This window comes from Burkholderia sp. AW33-5, assembly GCF_053427615.1.
The window spans coordinates 678,791-696,343 of the sequence record NZ_JBSAXA010000002.1 but is presented as its reverse complement, the minus strand read 5'-3'; the positions used below and the strand labels follow the sequence as shown (position 1 = coordinate 696,343).

At 66.1% G+C, this 17,553-nt stretch carries 12 protein-coding genes and 1 pseudogene; 11 read left to right on the top strand and 2 right to left on the bottom strand.

Features of this window, described 5'->3' with window-relative positions; all coding sequences use genetic code 11:
* Nucleotides 1-17: 17 nt before the first annotated feature.
* From ACV22V_RS06605 to ACV22V_RS06560, 10 genes and pseudogenes are all read left to right on the top strand, one after another.
* Nucleotides 18-1,049 (top strand): LacI family DNA-binding transcriptional regulator, encoded by a 1,032-nt coding sequence (locus ACV22V_RS06605; protein ID WP_059524464.1) that lies wholly within the window; start codon nt 18-20, stop codon nt 1,047-1,049.
* Nucleotides 1,046-1,975: a ribokinase gene (rbsK, locus tag ACV22V_RS06600; RefSeq protein ID WP_059818170.1), complete on the top strand. Its 930-nt coding sequence runs from the start codon at nt 1,046-1,048 to the stop codon at nt 1,973-1,975. Before ACV22V_RS06605 ends, rbsK begins: the two co-directional genes overlap by 4 nt.
* A 277-nt stretch (nt 1,976-2,252) precedes the next feature.
* Nucleotides 2,253-4,019, top strand: coding sequence for a methyl-accepting chemotaxis protein (locus tag ACV22V_RS06595; RefSeq protein ID WP_059691751.1), 1,767 nt, complete (start codon nt 2,253-2,255; stop codon nt 4,017-4,019).
* A gap of 509 nt (nt 4,020-4,528) precedes the next feature.
* Nucleotides 4,529-6,451, top strand: a complete 1,923-nt coding sequence (locus ACV22V_RS06590; RefSeq protein ID WP_059524460.1) for a PrkA family serine protein kinase — start codon at nt 4,529-4,531, stop codon at nt 6,449-6,451.
* 125 nt (nt 6,452-6,576) lie between these two features.
* Nucleotides 6,577-7,845, top strand: a complete 1,269-nt coding sequence (locus ACV22V_RS06585) for a YeaH/YhbH family protein (protein ID WP_059524458.1) — start codon at nt 6,577-6,579, stop codon at nt 7,843-7,845.
* Entirely contained in the window at nt 7,842-9,521 is a 1,680-nt protein-coding gene (locus ACV22V_RS06580; RefSeq protein ID WP_059691750.1) for a SpoVR family protein, read from the top strand. The genes ACV22V_RS06585 and ACV22V_RS06580 overlap by 4 nt, the downstream gene beginning before the upstream one ends.
* 236 nt (nt 9,522-9,757) lie before the next feature.
* Complete coding sequence (locus ACV22V_RS06575; protein WP_448013300.1) at nt 9,758-11,062, top strand: MFS family transporter; 1,305 nt, start codon at nt 9,758-9,760, stop codon at nt 11,060-11,062.
* A gap of 461 nt (nt 11,063-11,523) precedes the next feature.
* Nucleotides 11,524-12,333 (top strand): ABC transporter substrate-binding protein, encoded by an 810-nt coding sequence (locus ACV22V_RS06570; RefSeq protein WP_448013299.1) that lies wholly within the window; start codon nt 11,524-11,526, stop codon nt 12,331-12,333.
* Between the two features lie 106 nt (nt 12,334-12,439).
* Nucleotides 12,440-13,162, top strand: a pseudogene (locus ACV22V_RS06565) (amino acid ABC transporter permease).
* 2 nt (nt 13,163-13,164) lie between these two features.
* Complete coding sequence (locus ACV22V_RS06560; RefSeq protein ID WP_059701251.1) at nt 13,165-13,887, top strand: amino acid ABC transporter permease; 723 nt, start codon at nt 13,165-13,167, stop codon at nt 13,885-13,887.
* Between the two features lie 63 nt (nt 13,888-13,950).
* Here ACV22V_RS06560 and ACV22V_RS06555 read toward each other — a convergent pair whose 3' ends face one another.
* Nucleotides 13,951-15,228 carry a M23 family metallopeptidase gene (locus ACV22V_RS06555; protein WP_059818181.1) on the bottom strand — a complete coding sequence of 426 codons (1,278 nt, stop codon included), beginning with the start codon at nt 15,226-15,228 and terminating at the stop codon, nt 13,951-13,953.
* 311 nt (nt 15,229-15,539) lie between these two features.
* Nucleotides 15,540-16,205: a TetR family transcriptional regulator gene (locus ACV22V_RS06550; protein ID WP_059524445.1), complete on the bottom strand. Its 666-nt coding sequence runs from the start codon at nt 16,203-16,205 to the stop codon at nt 15,540-15,542.
* Nucleotides 16,206-16,355: 150 nt separating this feature from the next.
* Between ACV22V_RS06550 and ACV22V_RS06545 the strand changes: the two genes are divergently transcribed.
* Entirely contained in the window at nt 16,356-17,543 is a 1,188-nt protein-coding gene (locus tag ACV22V_RS06545) for a MexX/AxyX family multidrug efflux RND transporter periplasmic adaptor subunit (RefSeq protein WP_321849643.1), read from the top strand.
* The last annotated feature ends 10 nt before the right edge of the window (nt 17,544-17,553 follow it).

Below are 17,553 nucleotides of genomic sequence, written 5' to 3'. Positions count from 1 at the left end.
CCAGAGAGAAACGGGAAATGGCGACGATCAAGGATGTGGCAGCCATGGCGGGCGTGTCGTTTACGACCGTCTCGCACGTGGTGAACAATTCGCGGCCGGTGTCCGCGGATGTGCGTGCGAAGGTCGAGGGCGCGATCCGCGAGCTGAATTACGTGCCATCGGCCGTGGCGCGCTCGCTGAAGGCGCGCTCGACGGCGACCATCGGCCTCGTCGTGCCGAACAGCACGAATCCGTACTTCGCGGAGCTTGCGCGCGGCATCGAGGACCAGTGTGCGGCCAACGGCTATTGCGTATTCTTCTGCAACTCGGACGACGATCCCGTGAAGCAGCGCAACTACCTGCGCGTGCTGCAGGAAAAGCGCATCGACGGGCTGATCGTCGCGTCGGCCGGCGAGGACACGGTGCTCGCGCAGACGCTTGCGGATGCGCATGCGCCGCTCGTCGTCGTCGACCGCAACATCGAGGGGCTCGCGGCCGACCTTGTGCAGATCGACCACGAACGCGGCGCCTACCTGGCGACGCGTCACCTGCTCGAACTCGGGCACGCGAAGATCGGCTGCATCACCGGGCCGACCGACACGGCCGTCAGCGCCATGCGCGTGCACGGCTTCATCCGCGCGATGGCCGAGCGCGGCATCGACATCGTGCCGGGCGCGATCGCGGAAAGCGATTTTTCGTGCCTCGGCGGTTACCACGCGGCATCCCGGCTGTTCGAGTCGGTGCATCCCAGCGCGATTTTCGCGGGAAACGACCTGATGGGCGTCGGCGCGCTGCGCGCGGCGGCCGAGCGCGGCATGCGCGTGCCGGACGACTGCTCGATCATCGGCTTCGACGACATCGAATTCTCCCGCTACACGTATCCGGCGCTGTCGACGGTCGGCCAGTCGGTGCGCGCGCTCGGCGAAATGGCTGCGCAAACGCTGATCGAGCGGATCGGCGGCGGTTCGACGGCCGCGCCGAGCCGTCGTCGCGTCGTGTCGCCGCGCCTCGTGCTGCGCGAATCGACGGCGGTTTACCGCGAGCCGGCCGCGCCGGGCGGTCGCCCATGACGGCGCGTGCGGCGGGCGCCGGCCGCGTGACGGTGGTCGGCAGCCTCAACATGGATCTCGTCGTACGGGCGCCGCGGCTGCCGCTGCCGGGCGAGACGCTTGCCGGTCATGCGTACGCGCAGGCCGCAGGCGGCAAGGGCGGCAACCAGGCCGTCGCGGCGGCGCGGCTCGGGGCGCAGGTCGCGATGATCGGCTGCGTCGGCGCGGATGCGCACGGTACCGCGCTGCGGGCCGGCCTCGAGGCCGAAGGCATCGACTGCTCGCGGCTCGCGACGAGCGCGACGGCGTCGACCGGTGTCGCGCTGATCGTCGTCGACGACGCGAGCCAGAACGCGATCGTGATCGTCGCGGGCGGCAATGGCGAAGTGACGACCGATACGGTGGCGCGGCACGAGGCCGCGCTTGCGGCGACCGACGTGCTGATCTGCCAGCTCGAGACGCCGCCGGACGCCGTGTTCGCGGCGCTGTCGGCCGGGCGGCGGCTCGGCCGCACTGTCGTGCTCAATCCGGCGCCGGCCGTGGCGCCGCTGCCGGACGGCTGGTTGCCGCTGGTCGATTACCTGATCCCGAACGAAGTGGAGGCAGCCGCGCTGACCGGGCTGCCGGTGCGCAATCCGGCCGAGGCGGAAGCCGCGGCGCGTGCGTTGCACGCGGCCGGCGCACGCAACGTGCTGATCACGCTCGGCGCGCGCGGCGTGTTCGCGCTGACGGCCGACGGCGCGGCGCGCCATTATCCGGCACCCGTCGTCAAGGCAGTCGACACGACCGCGGCCGGCGATACCTTCATCGGCGGTTTCGCCGCGCGGCTCGCGGCGGGCGAGGCCATCGACACGGCCATCCGCTTCGCGCAACGTGCGGCGGCGCTGTCGGTCACGCGCGCGGGCGCGCAGCCGTCGATTCCCACCCTCGCCGAACTGGCCGAATAGGGCTGGATCGCGCATCCCGGCCGGCGCGTGCGGAAGCAGGCGCCGGCCGTCTTTCCCCGATTGCCCGATCGCGATGCCTGCCACGCGCTTTCGCGAGGCGGGCCTGCGATGCTTCGACCCCATTGTTCAGAAATCTGTAATGAACTAATGAATTGCTGAAAAAAATGACGTGAATACCATCAAGCTGCGCAACATCCGGTCGTAAATACATCAGGACGAAACGCTGTTTCGAAAAATGGGCCTTGCCCGTTCATGACGACGCAATACAGGAACAATGATGGTGATCGGAAACCTGACGATACGTGCACGCATCGGTTTGACGATGGCGTTTCTCGCGATACTGCTGGGGGTGATCGGCGTGCTGGGCGTGTACGGGATGACGCGTTCGAACGACGCGACGCGCGAGATTTTCACGAACCAGATGCCGAGCGCGGTCGACGTGGCCGTCGCCGAAATGTACGCGGCGCGCGAGCGCCTGGCGCTCGATCGCGCCGCGCTGCTGGTGGGGACGCCCGAATCGGCTGCGGCGGTGGAGCGTAGCCGCGCGATGCGCGCGCAGTCCGATGTGTGGTGGAAAAAATACCTCGCGCTGCCGCGCGATGCGGACGAGGATCGACTCGCGCAGGACGTCGCCGCGAAGCGGCAGGCGCTGCAGCGCGGTTGCGACGCGTTCGGCGGCCTTGTCGCGACGGGCGACCACGACCGGATCGGCGAAGGCGCCAAGCAACTCCAGACGCTTTACAACGATCTCTCGGTGGCGAGCGAGGCGCTGCGCAATTTCCAGTTCAGCGCCGGGCAGACGAGCTTCGATCATTCGGAAGCGACGTTCGATACGCTGCGCGTGGTGTCGATCGTCCTGCTGGCGGCTGGTCTGGTTGCCGCGGTGCTGTCGTGGTTGACGCTCAGCCGTGCGATCGGCCGTCCGCTCGCGGACGCGCTCGCGCATTTCGACGCGATCGCCGCGGGCGACCTGCGCCGCTCGATCGTGGTGCAGCGGCGCGACGAAATGGGCCAGCTCCTCGAGGGTCTCGCGAAGATGCAGCGCGGGCTGGTCGACACGGTGCGCACCGTGCGCGGCGGCAGCGAGTCGATCGCGACCGCGGCGCGCCAGATCGCCGCCGGCAACATCGACCTGTCGTCGCGCACGGAAGAACAGGCGTCCGCGCTGCAGGAAACCGCGTCGAGCATGGAGCAGCTGACCGGCACCGTGAAGCAGAACGCGGACAATGCGCGGCAGGCAAGCTCGCTGGCCGCGAACGCGTCGGAGATTGCAAACAAGGGGAATACGGTGGTCGGCCAGGTGGTCGGCACGATGGGCGAGATCAACGACAGCTCGGCGAAGATCGCGGACATCATCGCGATCATCGAGGGAATCGCGTTCCAGACCAACATCCTGGCGCTGAACGCGGCGGTCGAAGCCGCGCGCGCCGGCGAGGAAGGCCGCGGCTTCGCGGTCGTCGCGGGCGAGGTGCGCAGCCTCGCGCAGCGTTCGTCGAGCGCGGCCAAGGAGATCAAGGCGCTGATCGACGCGTCGGTGGAACGCATCCGGACGGGCTCGACGCTGGTCGACGAAGCCGGCCGCACCATGAGCGACGTGATCAGTGCGGTGCAGCGCGTGACGGACATCATGGGCGAGATCGCGGCGGCATCCGAGGAGCAGAGCGGCGGCATCGACCAGGTCGCGCGCGCGGTCGCGCAGATGGACGAGGTCACGCAGCAGAACGCCGCGCTCGTCGAGGAAGCGGCGGCCGCCGCGCAATCGCTCGACGAGCAGGCCGCGCGCCTGCGCGAAACGGCGTCGGTGTTCCGGATCGACGACGATGCGGCGAAGCCGGCAGCCGCCGTTGCGCGTCAGGCGCCGCGCGCGGTGGCCGCGCCGGCAGTCGCGCCGTCCGTCGTGCCTGTTTCGCCGCCCGCACCGGCCGCGGCGCGCAACGATCGCGACGCTGCGCCGAAGCGCCCCGCGCCGGCGCGCAAGCCGGCGGCCGCTGCACCCGCGCCGGTGGCTGCGTCTGCCGGCGCCGACGACTGGGAAACGTTCTGAGTCGCGCGCACCGCGCATCTATCCCCATTTGGCAGCACACGACGCCCGCGACATGCGGGCATCGTCGTTTCGGCGGCCGGTGAAATGTGACAGCGTGCGTGAACGTGCGTGCGTCGCCACGCGTTGCATGTGCGCATCCGTGCTACGGGTATCTCCGGACGATGCGAAAAAAATTTGTAACGGTGCGCGCAGCGTGTCGTCGAAAACGTCTGCTCGAACGTCTAGGGATGAAGGGGAGAGTGAAGGGTGCGGCGACGACGGCGGAGGCATCCAACGCACGAGACGTTCCGATGCTCGACGAGACGCGGCGGATGCAGTTTCTGCGGCTCGGGAGATCGATTGTAAAGCGTCGAAATGCGTTGTCCAAGCGGTGTTGTCGAGAATGACGAACTTCATACGAAGAGTTCGTGAAAAAAAATAAGAAAGGGTTTAGGATGAATTCGAACGCGCTTGCTTCTGCGCAGTCATAGAAGGCAGGCACGTCTTCAGACTCAGGCGAGGGAGGTAGCATGGATATTTACAGCAGCTTCGCGAACCGCTTCGAAAAAACGCGAGAGGAAGAGTTCTCGCTGGAGGAGTACCTCGCGCTCTGCAAGAACGATCCGTCAGCGTACGCCACGGCCGGCGAACGCATGCTGGCTGCAATCGGGGAACCGGAACAAGTCGATACCCGCAACGACCCGCGCCTGTCGCGGATCTTCGCGAACAAGGTTATCAAGGTCTATCCCGCGTTCCGTGAGTTCTACGGAATGGAGGAAGTGATCGAGCAGGTGGTCGCGTACTTCCGCCACGCTGCGCAAGGGCTCGAAGAAAAGAAGCAGATTCTCTACCTGCTCGGGCCGGTGGGCGGCGGCAAGTCGTCGATCGCCGAGCGCCTGAAGCAACTGATGGAACGCGTGCCGTTCTATGCGCTCAAGGGTTCGCCCGTCAACGAATCGCCGCTCGGGCTGTTCGACTACGACGAGGACGGCCCGATCCTCGAAGAGCAATACGGCATTCCGCGCCGCTACCTGAAGAGCATCCTGAGTCCGTGGGCCGTCAAGCGCCTGCACGAATACAACGGCGACATCCGCCAGTTCCGCGTGGTGCGCCGCTTTCCGTCGATCCTTCGGCAGATCGGCATCGCGAAGACGGAGCCTGGCGACGAAAACAACCAGGACATCTCGTCGCTCGTCGGCAAGGTCGACATCCGCAAGCTCGAACAGTACGCGCAGGACGATGCCGATGCGTACAGCTACTCGGGCGGCCTGTGCCTGGCGAACCAGGGTCTGCTCGAATTCGTCGAAATGTTCAAGGCGCCGATCAAGGTGCTGCACCCGCTCCTGACCGCCACGCAAGAAGGCAACTTCAAGGGCACCGAAGGATTCGGCGCGATTCCGTTCGACGGTGTGATCCTCGCGCACTCGAACGAGTCGGAGTGGAAGGCATTCCGCAACAACCGCAACAACGAGGCACTGCTCGACCGGATCTTCGTCGTGAAGGTGCCGTACTGCCTGCGCGTGTCGGAAGAGACGAAGATCTACGAGAAGCTGATCCGCAATTCGTCGCTGGCCGAAGCCGTGTGCGCGCCGGGCACGCTGAAGATGATGTCGCAGTTCTCGGTGCTGTCGCGCCTGCACGAGCCGGAGAATTCGAGCCTGTTCTCGAAGATGCAGGTGTATGACGGCGAAAACCTGAAGGACACCGATCCGAAGGCGAAGTCGTACCAGGAGTATCGCGACTACGCCGGCGTGGACGAAGGGATGACGGGCGTGTCGACGCGCTTCGCGTTCAAGATCCTGTCGCGCGTGTTCAACTTCGATTCGAGCGAGGTCGCGGCGAACCCCGTGCACCTGATGTACGTGCTCGAACAGCAGATCGAACGCGAGCAGTTCCCGCCGGAGACCGAGCAGAAATACCTGTCGTTCGTGAAGGACGTGCTCGCGTCGCGCTATGCAGACTTCATCGGCAAGGAGATCCAGACGGCTTACCTCGAATCGTATTCGGAGTACGGGCAGAACATCTTCGACCGCTACGTCACGTATGCGGACTTCTGGATCCAGGATCAGGAATTCCGCGATCACGACACGGGCGAGAGCTTCGACCGCGCCGCGCTGAATGCGGAACTGGAGAAGATCGAGAAGCCGGCCGGGATCAGCAATCCGAAGGATTACCGCAACGAGATCGTGAACTTCGTGTTGCGCGCGCGGGCGGCGAACGCCGGGAAGAACCCGGTGTGGACGAGCTACGAGAAGTTGCGCGTCGTGATCGAGAAGAAGATGTTCTCGAATACCGAGGAACTGTTGCCGGTCATTTCGTTCAACGCGAAGGGGTCGGCGGAGGAGCAACGCAAGCATGAGGACTTTGTGAACCGGATGGTCGCGAAGGGCTATACGCCGAAGCAGGTGAGGCTGCTTTGCGACTGGTACCTGCGCGTGCGCAAGTCGTCATGACGCGCGCGGTACCGCGCCCGTACGGCGAGTCCGTACGGGCACCTTCAGAGGCGCCGCCCGCATGACGGCAGACGGCATGCGCGGCGAGTGCCCCGGCAGATCGACTTTCGAGCGGGAGACCGGGAGTGCTTCATCAAATCATCGACCGCAGGCTGGCCGGCAAGAACAAGAGCATCGCCAACCGCGAACGCTTTCTGCGTCGCGTCAAGAACTACATTCGTCGTGCCGTGTCCGACGCGGTGCGCGACCGTAGCATCAAGGATATCCAGAGCACGCAAAGCATCACGATTCCGCGCAAGGACATCGCCGAGCCGAATTTCCGGCACGCGCCTGGCGGACGTCGCGAATACGTGCACCCGGGCAACGAAGACTACGTGCGCGGCGACAAGATTCCGCGTCCGCAGGGCGGCTCGGGCGGCGGCGGCAGTCAGGCGAGCAACGAGGGCGAAGGGCAGGACGACTTCGTGTTCGAGTTGTCGCGCGACGAATTCATGCAGTATTTCTTCGACGATCTCGAACTGCCGCGCCTCGTGAAGACGCACCTGCTGACGGTGCCGAGCTGGAAGAACGTGCGCGCGGGCTGGTCGGCGGAAGGCACGCCGAACAACATCGACGTCGTGCGCTCGCTGCGCAGCGCGCTCGGCCGGCGCATCGCGCTCGGCTCGCCGCTCGTCAACGAGTTGCGCGAGCTGGAGGCGCAGCTCGAGGCGCTGAAGATCGATCCGGAAGACCGCCGCGCGGAAATCGCGACGCTCGAGGCCGAGATCCATCATCTGAAGGGGCGCATCTGGCGGATTCCGTTCATCGATCCGTTCGACCTGCGCTACATCAACCGCGTCAAGCAGCCGCAACCATCGAGCCAGGCCGTGATGTTCTGCCTGATGGACGTGTCGGGCTCGATGGACGAGCAGCGCAAGGATCTCGCGAAGCGCTTCTTCATCCTCCTGTACCTGTTCCTGAAGCGCAACTACGAGCGCATCGAGGTCGTGTTCATCCGTCACCACACGCGTGCCGAGGAAGTCGACGAGGACACCTTCTTCCATTCGACCGAAAGCGGCGGCACCGTCGTGTCGAGCGCGCTCGAGCTGATGCGCAAGGTGATGAACGAGCGCTACTCGCCGACGGAATGGAACATCTACGGCGCGCAGGCGTCCGACGGCGACAACTGGACAGACGATTCGCCGAAGTGTCGCAAAATCCTGGAAGAGGATATCCTCACCAAGACACGCTACTTCGCGTATATCCAGGTTGCGCCCGAAGAGCAGAACCTGTGGCTGGAGTACGCGCAGCTGGCGTTGTCGCAACCGCATCTCGCGATGAAGAAAGTCGAATCGGCTGCGGACATTTACCCGGTGTTTCGCGAATTGTTCGAAAAGCAGGTGGAAATGTCATGACGACCCGCCATCTGCACAACGAGTCGCGCGGCTACGCGCCGCGCCCTTCCGGCGACGACACGGCCGGCCCTGCCGCATCGCAGCAAAGCGGCCGGACCGAACCGGCGGCGCCGGCCGCCGACTTGCCCGCTGCCGGGCAGAAGGAAGCGCGTATGAACGTGGCCGAACGCAAGCCGCTGCCGTGCCCGTCCGACTGGACCTTCGAACTGCTCGAGGAATACGACACGCACATCTCGCAGGTTGCCGAGCAGTACGAGCTCGATATCTATCCGATCCAGCTCGAACTGATCAGCGCCGAGCAGATGATGGATGCGTACGCGTCGGTCGGGATGCCGGTCAACTATCGCCACTGGTCGTTCGGCAAGCACTTCCTCGCGACCGAGAAAAGCTATCGTCGCGGCCAGATGGGGCTCGCCTACGAGATCGTCATCAACTCGAATCCGTGCATCGCGTATCTGATGGAAGAGAACACGATGACGATGCAGGCGCTCGTCATCGCGCACGCGGCGTACGGGCACAACTCGTTCTTCAAGGGCAACTACCTGTTCCGGCTGTGGACCGACGCGCACGCGATCATCGATTATCTCGTGTACGCGAAGAACTACGTCGCCGAATGCGAGGAGCGCTACGGCCTCGATCGCGTCGAGGAACTGCTCGATTCGTGCCATGCGCTGATGAACTACGGCGTCGACCGCTACAAGCGGCCGCAGAAGCCGTCGCTGTCAAAGGAGGCCGCGCTGCGGCGCGAGCGCGAGGCGTATCTGCAGTCGCAGGTCAACGAGCTGTGGCGCACGCTGCCGGGCAAGAAGCCCGAGCAGATGGAGGAGCAGGAGGAACGCTACCCGCCGGAGCCGCAGGAGAACCTGCTGTATTTCGCGGAGAAGAACGCGCCGCTGCTCGAGCCGTGGGAGCGCGAAGTGATCCGCATCGTGCGCAAGATCGGCCAGTACTTTTATCCGCAGCGGCAGACGCAGGTGATGAACGAAGGCTGGGCGACGTTCTGGCACTACACGCTGCTCAATACGCTGTACAACCAGGGCAAGCTGGAAGACGGCTTCATGATGGAGTTCCTGCATTCGCACAGCAACGTGGTCTATCAGCCGCCGGTCACGAAGCCGTACTACAGCGGGATCAACCCGTATGCGCTCGGCTTCTCGATGATGAGCGACATCCGGCGGATCTGCGAGGCGCCGACGGAAGAGGACTACAAGTGGTTTCCGGAGATCGCGGGCACGCCGTGGCTGCCGGCGATGCACTACGCGATGCGCAACTTCAAGGACGAGAGCTTCATCGCGCAGTACCTGTCGCCGAACCTGATCCGCGAAATGCGGCTGTTCTCGGTGCTCGACGACGACATGCGCGATTCGCTCGAGGTATCGGCGATCCACGACGAGTCCGGCTACCAGTACGTGCGGCAGGCGCTGTCGCGTCAGTACGACATCCATCACCGCGAGCCGAACATCCAGGTATGGGCGGTGAACACGCGCGGCGACCGCAGCCTCACGCTGCGCCACTTCATGACCGACAACCGCCATCTGTCGAACGACAGCGAGGAAGTGCTCAAGCACATGGCGCGGCTCTGGCAGTTCGACGTGTTCCTGGAAAGCGTCGACGAGGCCGGTACCGTGCGCAAGCGCTACGAGTGCCGCTACGTGCCGCCGGAGGTGCGTGTCTGAGCACCGGGACCGGGAATAGTTTGCACCGGACGCCAGCCTCGCGGCTGGCGTTTTCATATGACGAACGGGTGGCGGGAGAAAATTTTTCTACATCCGGACGAACCCGGAAAGCCCGTTACTTTACATTTCGCTAAAATCCCGTAGCGCCGTGCGCCGGAACCGGTGCCACGTGCGACCGCACGCGGCGGCCCCCAAGCCGTCTCGCCCAGAAAGCACTAAAAGGAACAGACCAACCCATGGACGTCCAGACCGACCAAGCTGCGCTGTCCGCGCATGACACCCGGCGGCGCGTGTTCGCCATCGTCGGCGCCTCATCGGGCAACCTCGTCGAGTGGTTCGACTTCTACATCTACTCGTTCTGCGCGCTGTACTTCGCACCGGCGTTCTTCCCGAGCGGCAACACGACGACCCAGCTGCTGAACACGGCCGGCGTGTTCGCGGCCGGCTTCCTGATGCGTCCGATCGGCGGCTGGCTGTTCGGCCGCATCGCCGACCGTCATGGCCGCCGCACGGCGATGATGATCTCGGTGCTGATGATGTGCGGCGGCTCGCTCGTGATCGCGGTGCTGCCGACCTATGCGCAGATCGGCGCGCTCGCACCGGCGCTGCTGCTGGTCGCGCGGCTGTTCCAGGGCCTGTCCGTGGGCGGCGAATACGGGACGAGCGCGACCTACATGAGCGAGGTGGCGCTGAAGGGCCGCCGCGGCTTCTTCGCGTCGTTCCAGTACGTGACGCTGATCGGCGGCCAGCTGTGCGCGCTGCTCGTGCTCGTGATCCTGCAGCAGACGCTGTCGGGCGACGAGCTGAAGGCATGGGGCTGGCGCATTCCGTTCGTGGTCGGCGCGGCGGCCGCGCTGATCTCGCTGTACCTGCGCAAATCGCTCGACGAGACGTCGACGAGCGCATCGCGCGACAAGAAGGATGCGGGCACGATCCGCGGCGTGTGGCAGCACAAGGGCGCGTTCTTCACGGTGGTCGGCTTCACGGCCGGCGGCTCGCTGATCTTCTACACGTTCACCACGTACATGCAGAAGTACCTGGTGAACACGGCCGGCATGCATGCGAAGACCGCCAGCAACGTGATGACCTTCGCGCTGCTCGTCTACATGCTGATCCAGCCGGTGTTCGGCGCGCTGTCCGACAAGATCGGCCGCCGCACGTCGATGATCCTGTTCGGCGCGTTCGCGGTGATCGGCACGGTGCCGCTGATGCACGCGCTGAAGACCGTGACGAGCCCGACGGCCGCGTTCGTGCTGATCACGATCGCGCTCGCGATCGTCAGCTTCTACACGTCGATCAGCGGCCTCATCAAGGCCGAGATGTTCCCGCCCGAAGTGCGAGCGATGGGCGTCGGCCTGTCGTATGCGGTCGCGAACGCGATCTTCGGCGGCTCGGCCGAGTACGTCGCGCTGTGGTTCAAGTCGATCGGCAGCGAGGAAACCTTCTACTGGTACGTGACGGTGCTGTGCGCGATCTCGCTGATCGTGTCGTGGCGGATGCGCGATCCGAGCAAGGAAGGGTATCTGCGTCACGAACCGTGATCGGCGGGGCAGCTTCGCGAGGCTGTCCGCATCGACCGGCAACGTGCAACGGGACGGCGCTCCGCCACACAGGCGGCGCGCCGTTTTTTTCATGCGCGCCGTCTTCGCATGGACACGCGCAAGCGCATCGCGGGACGCGCGATATCGATATCGGAATCGCTTCGTTGTCCATCGCGTGCGATGCCTTTATTCTGAACCCGTAGTTCGTGTGACACCTCCTTGACTGGGATTCGCGCCCGCTGCGTGCAGCGGGCGTCTTTTTTTGAAGCGCGCGATGGCGCACGCAGTCTCGAGCGTCATCACGAAACCCGCAGAGCAAAGCACCAATTGTTGGTTCGGAATTGCCGCATGCGCTGATACGTTAGCGGCTTCGCGACGACACACTCCGTCGCGATGTTCCTCGAACCGGCCGTCGCGCGATCCGCGGCGGCCCTCATGACAAATCAAATCAGGTCGTGCTCATGAAACTCCACACTCTCGCTACGTGGCTCGTCGGGGCCGCGCTCGTCACGGCCGGCACGGTCGCGCACGCGGACCGTCTCGACGACATCAGGAAGGCCGGCGTGCTGCGCGTCGCGACCTTCGACAGCAATCCGCCGTTCGGTTATGTCGACGGCAAGAGCAATCACATCGTCGGCCTCGACGTCGACTATGCGAAGGCGCTGGCCGACAAGCTCGGCGTGAAGCTGCAGCCGACCAATCCCGCGAACCGCATTCCGTTCCTGACTTCCGGCAAGGTCGATCTGGTGCTCGCGAACTTCACGATCACCGACGAGCGCGCGAAGCAGGTCGACTTCAGCATCCCGTATTTCTCGTCGGGCCAGCAGTTTCTCGCGAAGAAGGGCGTACTGAAATCGGCCGACCAGCTGAACAACCTGCGCGTCGGCGCGGACAAGGGCACGACGAACGAAATCACGCTGCGCGAGAAATTCCCGAAGGCGACGATCGTCGCATACGACGACACGCCGTTCGCGTTCGCCGCGCTGCGCGCCGGCAACGTGCAGGCGATTACGCAGGACGGGCCGAAACTGATCGGCCTGCTCGCGAACGTGCCCGACAAGCAGAACTACGAGATCCCGGCGTTCACGATCTCGAATGACTACATGGGCGTCGGTGTGCCGAAGGGCGAGACGCGCCTGCTCGGCTTCGTCAACGACACGCTGAAGGGCCTCGAGGCAAACGGCCGCGCGACGCAGATCTACGACGCGTGGTTCGGTCCGACGACGAAGACGCCGCTCACGCGCATCTTCCGCATCGGCGACAAGACCTGAGTCGCACGCCAGGTGCGCCGCGTTCCGCCGCCGGCCACGCCGGTGCGCACGGATCGCGGCGCTTTCCGTTTCTTTTCGATCGCGCGCTTCGCACCCGCACCACGACATGCTCGGGTTGGCTCCCAAATATCTGTCCTAGCTCTGGCAGGGCTTCCTGCTGACGCTCGGCCTCGCGGCCGCGTCGGCGCTCGCCGCGACCATCGGCGGGCTGCTGCTCGCCGTCATGCGGCATGCGCGCGGCACGGTGCCGCGCACGCTGGCGGCCGGTTATGTCGTCGCGTTCCGCAACACGCCGCTGCTCGTGCAGTTGTTGTTCTGGTATTTCGGCGTGGCGTCGTTGCTGCCCGAGACGTGGGTCGCGTGGCTGAACGCGCGCCATCAACTCAGCGCGGGCCCGCTCACGCTCGCGTGGCCGTCGTTCGAGTTCGTCGCGGGCTGGTTCGGGTTGAGCGCGTACACGGCCGCGTTCGTCGCCGAGGAATGCGAAGCCGGGCTGCGCGGCGTGCGCCGCGCGCAGCATGACGCAGCCGCGGCGCTCGGCCTCACGCCGATGCAGTCGCTGCGCTACGTGGTGCTGCCGCAGGCCGTGCGCATCGCGCTGCCGCCGTTGTTCGGCCAATACATGAATCTCGTGAAGAACTCGTCGCTCGCGATGGCGATCGGCGTCGCCGAGCTGTCGTATGCGTCGCGGCAGGTCGAGACGGAGACGTTCAGGACCTTCGCTGCGTTCGGTGTCGCGACCGTGCTGTACATCGTCGCGGTGGCAGCGATCGAGGCCGGCGCCTATGCGGCCACGCAATGGCGTGACCGGCTCGGGGCGGGGCGCTGACGATGGACATCTCGCTGCTGCTCGACAACCTGCCGTACCTGCTCGTCGGCGCGTTCCCGGACGGCCCGCTCGGCGGCGCCGCGCTGTCGCTCGTGCTCGCGATCGCGTCGGCGATGGCGTCGGCGATCCTGGGCGTGGCGCTCGGCGTCGCGATGGCGCTCGCGCGCGGCCCGCTGCGCGTGCTGCTGCTCGCGTTCATCGGCTTCTTCCGCGCGATTCCGGTGCTGATGCTGATCTTCTGGACGTATTTCCTGATGCCGATGCTGCTGCACATGGACGTGCCGGGGCTCGCGACGGTCGTGTGCGCGCTGGCGCTGATCGGCGGTGCCTATCTCGCGCATGCGGTGCATGCGGGCATCGTCGCGGCCGGCGACGGGCAGTGGCAGGCGGGGCTGTCGCTCGGGCTCACGCGCTGGCAGACCGTGCGCTACGTGCTGCTGCCGCAGGCGATCCGGATCATGACGCCGTCGTTCGTCAACCAGTGGGTCGCGCTCGTGAAGGACACGTCGCTCGCGTATATCGTCGGCGTGCCGGAATTGTCGTTCGTCGCGACGCAGGTGAACAACCGGCTGATGGTGTATCCGGCGCCGATCTTCCTGTTCGTCGCGGCGATCTATCTCGTGTTGTGCACGTCGCTCGACGGCGCGGCGCGCTGGCTGCTGTCGCGGCGTCCGCGTGCGGAGCGCCTCGCGCGGGCGGCGGAGCGCACGGAACCGGCGCGGTGAAGGCCGCCCGCGTCGCCGCCGCTCGAACGGCGACGGGCGAGATGGTGCTTCGGCGCGCCTGCGTCAGGACGCGCTGTAGTGCGTATCGAAGACCGCGCGCAGCGTCGACGGACCGGTCGCGAAGTCGCCCCACAGCGGGCCGTCGGTCTGCGCGAATGCGAACGGCGTCGTACTGATCGACGCGAGGCGGAAGCGCCATTGCGCCGCTTCCTGGCGGAACGCGGTGAGCTGCATGTCGGACAGCCCCGTCTGCGCGCTCGCGAGCGTGACGAGCGGATCGACCGGATCGTTCGCGACGCGCACCTCGAAGTGCAGGTGCGGCCCGGTGGCGGCGCCGGTCATCCCGACCGAGCCGAGGCGCTGGCCCTGCTTCACGGTTTCGCCGGTCTTCAGCCCGCGCGCGAACGCGGACAAATGCGCGTAGTAGGTCGAATAACCGTCCGCGTGATCGACGATCACGTAGTGGCCGTAGCCGCCCGGATCGGTGCCGACGAACGACACGACGCCGTCGGCCGCCGCATTGACGGGCGTGCCCGACGGCGCGGCGAGGTCGACGCCGGTATGGAACGCCATCGCCTGCGACAGCGGGTGGACGCGTTCGCCGAAGAACGAGCTGATGCGCGTCCATTTGACGGGCATCGTGAACGCGGCTGCTTCGAGCGGTGCGCCATCGAGCGTGTAGTACGCGCCGTGGTCGGCGCCCGGCGCGCGGAACCAGATCGCGCCGAACGTGCGGCCCGCGACGCGCAGTTCGAGCGCGGTGAGGTGCGGCGTGCCGTTGTTGGTGTCGTACGCGACGCGGTAGTAGTCGCCACGCTGGGCGCTGGCGCGCATCGCGACCTTGCCGGTGACGAGATCGCCGAGCTGGATGCGCACCTCGGGCGGCACGTCGAGACGGTTCAGCGTATCGGACAGCGTGAGTTCGATGTCGCCCGCGCGCATCCCGTGTTGCTGTTCGGGGGCCGCGAACTGGAACAGGTTCGTATAGCCGAGCATGTCGTTGCGGTGCGCGCTGAGCGGCGCGAACAGGCCCGGCTGCAGGCTGCGTTCGCCGCGTTCATCGAGTTCGTTGCGCTCGCCGATCGTGCGCGCGAGTTCGCTCGTCACGAAATGCTGCGCGGTGGGAAACGGCGTGTCGGACAGCACGCGCTGCGGCAGCGCGGCCGTGCCCGAATCGACGGCGCCCGGCAGTTGCGAGACGGCCGGCAGCGCGGCGGCGAGACCGAAGGCGGCGAGGGCGCCGAGCACGGCGGCCGGCACGAGCGCGCGCACGAGGCGCTGCGCGCGGCCGGGCGCGAAAGCATCAGGGGTTGCGGCAGGCTTGACCAAGGGTGTCCACATCCAGGAAAGCGGTTCAAAGAGGTGTGGGCGGGAGCCATCGGCGGCATATCCGTCGGGTGGCGACGGGGCGGGCGACGGGCGTGCAACAAAACAGGCCCCGCCAGGGGCCTGTGTCGTTTCCGTTCGACCCAACTCGCGGGCAGGCCCGCTTCGAACGGCGGCGTGAACTTTCCGGGTCGCACCCGGATTATCACGAAGACGCTAAAGAAAGATGACAGCGTCAGTCTACCGATGTTCCGCGAAACGTTAAAAATTTTAAAGAGGGTCAGCGCATTCGTTTCGCACTGCGGTAAATCGGGTTAAATCAGCATTTATTGCGCGGCTTTGGGTTCGGCTGGCAATTTTTGCGCGCGCACGCGCAGCGCGGCAGATGTCCGGACGGCGTCGAAGCCCGCGTCGAGCATCGCTTCCGCGTCGGTCCACAGATTGCCGCGCAACCGGTTGGTCCAGATCATCGATGCGAACACGCCTTCGAGCAGCGACACGAGATAGACAGCCGCGAGATGCACGTCGAGATCGGCGGCGAGTTCGCCGGACGCGATCGCGCGGCGCAGCAGCGCCTTGGTGATGCGCAGCATCTGCAGCTCGAGCAGCATGCGGCGCCGCTGCAGCGCGCCGTTCTCCTCGCTTTGTTCGCACTTCGTATAGAGGATTACGAGCACGCGCTGCATCGCGCCCGGCTCGCCGCATTGCTGCAGGTAGTGCGATGCCGCGCGGCGCAGCGTGGCGAACGCGGGCAGGTTGTCGACCGCGTCGAAGCCTTCCGACGTGCGCGCGAACGCGCGGTCGCACATCGCGAGACACACTTCCATCTTGTTGCGGTAGTGGCCGTACACGGCGCCCCGCGACATTCCGGCGGCCTCGGCGAGGTCCGCCATCGCGGTTTGCGCGACGCCTTTTTCGAGCAGGACGAGCTCGGCGGCGTCGAGGATCCGGTGCTTGATGGCGAGCGATTCTTCCCGGGTCTTGCGGGCCATGTCGTGAATTTCCTTACAGTTCGCTGTCGTTTTATTGAGACAGTAAGGCGGCCCGATTGCAACCGCCTGCATTTAATCAGTCGTGACTGATTATAATCGGCCACCCTGAGCCGCCGCATTGTATCGGCGGCGAACGATCCGAGGTCATACATGAATAACAAACGCTCCCTGGGGCGCCGCCTCCGGCTGGCGCCGTTCGCGCTCGCGGCCATGCTGCTCGTGACCGGATGCGGAAAGGGCGAACAGGACAAGGCGCCGGAGGCCATTCAACGCGCGACGGTCGTCACGGTGCGTCCGACGGCCGTGCCGATGACCGTCGAATTGCCCGGCCGGCTCGACGCGTATCGGCAAGCGGAGGTGCGCGCGCGGGTCGCGGGCATCGTCACCGCGCGGACTTACGAAGAAGGCCAGGAAGTGAAGCAGGGCGCGGTGCTGTTCCGCATCGACCCCGCGCCTCTGAAGGCCGCGCGCGACGCCGCACAGGGCGCGCTCGCGAAGGCGCAGGCCGCCGCGCTCGCGGCGAGCGACAAGCGTCGCCGTTACGACGACCTGGTGCGCGACCGCGCGGTCAGCGAGCGCGATCACACGGAGGCCGTTGCCGACGACACGCAGGCAAAGGCCGGCGTCGCTTCGGCGAAGGCCGAGCTCGCCCGCGCGCAATTGCAACTCGACTACGCGACCGTCACCGCGCCGATTTCGGGCCGCGCGCGACGCGCGCTCGTCACCGAAGGCGCGCTCGTCGGCCAGGACCAGGCAACGCCGCTCACGACCGTCGAGCAGCTCGATCCGATCTACGTGAATTTCTCGCAGCCGGCGGCCGACGTCGATGCGTTGCGCCGCGCGGTGAAGAGCGGGCGCGCGACGGGCATCGCGCAGCACGACGTCACGGTGACGCTGCTGCGCGCCGACGGCACCGCGTATCCGCTGAAGGGCAAGCTGCTGTTCAGCGATCTCGCGGTCGACCCGACCACCGATACCGTCGCGATGCGCGCGCTGTTCCCGAATCCCGAACGCGAACTGCTGCCGGGCGCGTACGTGCGGATCGCGCTCGACGCGGCCGTCGATCAGCGCGCGATCCTCGTGCCGCGCGATGCGCTGCTGCGCACGGCCGACCGCACGTCGGTGCGCGTGGTCGGCGCGAACGGCAAGGTGCAGGACGTCGAGGTCGTCGCCGACCGGATGAGCGGACGCGATTGGCGCATCACGCGCGGCCTCGCCGGCGGCGAGCGCGTGATCGTCGACAACGCCGCGCAGTTCGCGCCCGATACCGCCGTCAAGCCCGTCGAGCAGGCAACGCCGACGAAGGCCGCGTCACAGGCGGCCGCCCGTCAAACCTGACCGGTTCACC

Bases quoted from the DNA above. Each gene is read 5' to 3' on its own strand.
- ACV22V_RS06605 (WP_059524464.1), top strand. From the start codon at position 18: ATGGCGACGATCAAGGATGTGGCAGCCATGGCGGGCGTGTCGTTTACG.
- rbsK (WP_059818170.1), top strand. From the start codon at position 1,046: ATGACGGCGCGTGCGGCGGGCGCCGGCCGCGTGACGGTGGTCGGCAGC.
- ACV22V_RS06595 (WP_059691751.1), top strand. From the start codon at position 2,253: ATGGTGATCGGAAACCTGACGATACGTGCACGCATCGGTTTGACGATG.
- ACV22V_RS06590 (WP_059524460.1), top strand. From the start codon at position 4,529: ATGGATATTTACAGCAGCTTCGCGAACCGCTTCGAAAAAACGCGAGAG.
- ACV22V_RS06580 (WP_059691750.1), top strand. From the start codon at position 7,842: ATGACGACCCGCCATCTGCACAACGAGTCGCGCGGCTACGCGCCGCGC.
- ACV22V_RS06575 (WP_448013300.1), top strand. From the start codon at position 9,758: ATGGACGTCCAGACCGACCAAGCTGCGCTGTCCGCGCATGACACCCGG.
- ACV22V_RS06570 (WP_448013299.1), top strand. From the start codon at position 11,524: ATGAAACTCCACACTCTCGCTACGTGGCTCGTCGGGGCCGCGCTCGTC.
- ACV22V_RS06560 (WP_059701251.1), top strand. From the start codon at position 13,165: ATGGACATCTCGCTGCTGCTCGACAACCTGCCGTACCTGCTCGTCGGC.
- ACV22V_RS06555 (WP_059818181.1), bottom strand. From the start codon at position 15,228: ATGTGGACACCCTTGGTCAAGCCTGCCGCAACCCCTGATGCTTTCGCG.
- ACV22V_RS06550 (WP_059524445.1), bottom strand. From the start codon at position 16,205: ATGGCCCGCAAGACCCGGGAAGAATCGCTCGCCATCAAGCACCGGATC.
- ACV22V_RS06545 (WP_321849643.1), top strand. From the start codon at position 16,356: ATGAATAACAAACGCTCCCTGGGGCGCCGCCTCCGGCTGGCGCCGTTC.